Genomic DNA, 2,102 nt, shown 5'->3' on the forward strand with positions numbered 1-2,102 from the left:
ACCCGCGGGCGACACCGCCGCGCACGAACGCGCTACGACGGGGCAGGATCGCCGCGACCCGCCCGTCGTCGTCGAGGGCGACCCAGTCGCCGGCGCACGGCGGGTCACCGCGCCAGGCGGCGTGGATCTCGCCGTGCTCGGTGAGGACGGAGCAGCGGCCCCGGTCGGTCCGCGTGACGCGGCCCGGCGCCAGGCCGTCGTACGGGGTGAAGACCTCGGCCCAGGAGTCGTCCCAGCCGAGTGAGGAAAGAGAGGAGAAAGACAACGCGAGCACCCTTCAGGCACGGGTGCCCGCGCGGATCAGCCGGGCACCCGGAGGAATCGGGACGAGGGCAGGGCGACGACAACGACGGTCATACGCGGCTCACCTCTTCCCGTGGTTCCTCCGCCCGCGCGCGAGCGGCACGCCGATCATAGGCACCGGCGACGGCCGGGGGACAACCGGTTTTCCGCCGGTCCGTCAGGCGCTGCGGGACTCCGGCCGGGCCTGCTCGCGCTCGCTCTCCCGCGACTCCCCCGGCTCACGGGGCTCTCGGGACTCAGGGGGCGCGGCGTCCTCCTGCCGCTCGTCGGCCTCGGCGACCTCGACGCGCCGCTCGGCCGCCCGCAGCTGCTTCTTCGCCACCCGGGCGCGCGCCTCGGCGGCCTCGGCGCGGGCCCGCGCGGTGTACTCGCCGGGCCACAGCTTGTCGATCTCGGCGTTGAGCGCGGCGCCGATCAGCACGGCCAGGGCGGTGACGTAGAGCCAGGCGAGGACGGCGATCGCCGCGCCCAGCGAGCCGTACACCGTCACGCCCGACGAGGAGCCGTCCAGGTAGAGGCGCAGGACGAGGCTGCCCAGCGCCCAGATCGCCAGGGCCACCGCGCCGCCCGGCAGTCCCCGCCACCAGGCCGTGCGCACCGGGACGCTGAGGTAGTACAGCGAGGCGAGGAACACGACGGAGACGACGATCAGCACCGGCCAGTAGAGGACGTGCACCACGCGCGCGCCCTCGGGCAGCCAGTGCAGCACGAGCGTCGGGCCCGCGACGAGCAGCGGGATGATCACCAGTCCGACGCCGAGCCCGGCGATGTAGAGGAAGAACGCGCGTAGCCGGGTGCGGATGACGCCGCGCACGCCGGACAGGCCGTACGCGATCGTGATCGTGTCGACGTAGACGTTCAGCGCGCGGGAGCCGGCCCACAGCGAGACCAGGAAGCTCAGCGACACGAGCTCGACCCGGCCGCCCCGCAGGACGTCGTCGAGGAGCGGCTTCACGACGGTGTCCACCGACTGCTCGGTCAGCACCGTCTGCGCCTTCTCGATCACCCACGTGCGGATGTCGGTCACCGTGTCGTCGCCGAGCATCGACCGGAAGTGCCCGAGCGTGCCGATCAGCCCCAGCACGAGCGGCGGCAGCGACAGCAGGGTGAAGAACGCCGCCTCGGCGGCCAGGCCGGTGACCCGGTAGCGGAACGCGGAGACGCTCGTACCGCGGACGATTCGCCACACGGCAGACCGGATCCGGGCGCGCACCGAAACCTCGGCGACGCCCGCCGAAGCATCGGAGAGGGTGGTCACAGAGGTCTACCGTAGCCGTGACGCGTCCGGTACGTGCTGCGACGACCACTTCGCGGGACGTTGCGCCACCTGTCGTACGTCCGGTTTGGCACACGGAGGGACCCGTCGCCGCCGAGCACCCGGCGGAAGGTGGGCCTCGCACGTGTGCCGGCCATCCGCCGCCCTTCGTCCATCACCGCCGGTCAGGGGCTCAGGCGAACCGTCCCGGGCGGCGTCCGGCGCCCGGCGGCCCCGCGAACGCCTGGGCGATATCGACCCATTCTTTCGCGACGGCGCCCGAGATCGCCAGATCCACATCGTCTGGATGCCGTCGCTGCGTGACGACGAGGCAGAAGTCCAGCGCCGTTCCGCGTACGAGGTCGGCGGCGTCTTCGGGCCCGGCGGTCCACGGCCCGCCGCCCGGCAGGGTCAGCTCGACCCGCACCGGCACGCGCGGGACCGGGCGGCGGCGCACGACGAAGCTCCACGGCAGGGCGCGTACGCCGATCTCGGCCACGTGGCGCAGCCGGTCCGTGGGCTCGCGGACCGCGTCGCGACCGGC

The 2,102-nt window shown here is 73.5% G+C and carries 1 protein-coding gene and 2 pseudogenes; all 3 read right to left on the reverse strand.

Annotated elements, in window-relative coordinates; translation table 11 throughout:
- A pseudogene (locus tag ACFFNX_RS48375) lies at positions 1 to 265 on the reverse strand (ribosome small subunit-dependent GTPase A); the annotation flags it as partial.
- 195 nt (positions 266 to 460) lie between these two features.
- On the reverse strand, positions 461 to 1,561 hold the full coding sequence (locus ACFFNX_RS48380; protein ID WP_378213185.1) for a YihY/virulence factor BrkB family protein: 1,101 nt from the start codon (positions 1,559 to 1,561) through the stop codon (positions 461 to 463).
- Between the two features lie 190 nt (positions 1,562 to 1,751).
- Positions 1,752 to 2,102, reverse strand: a pseudogene (locus ACFFNX_RS48385) (hypothetical protein); the annotation flags it as partial.

Origin of the sequence: Actinoallomurus acaciae (assembly GCF_042429965.1) — a bacterium.
GTDB classification, from domain to species: domain Bacteria; phylum Actinomycetota; class Actinomycetes; order Streptosporangiales; family Streptosporangiaceae; genus Actinoallomurus; species Actinoallomurus acaciae.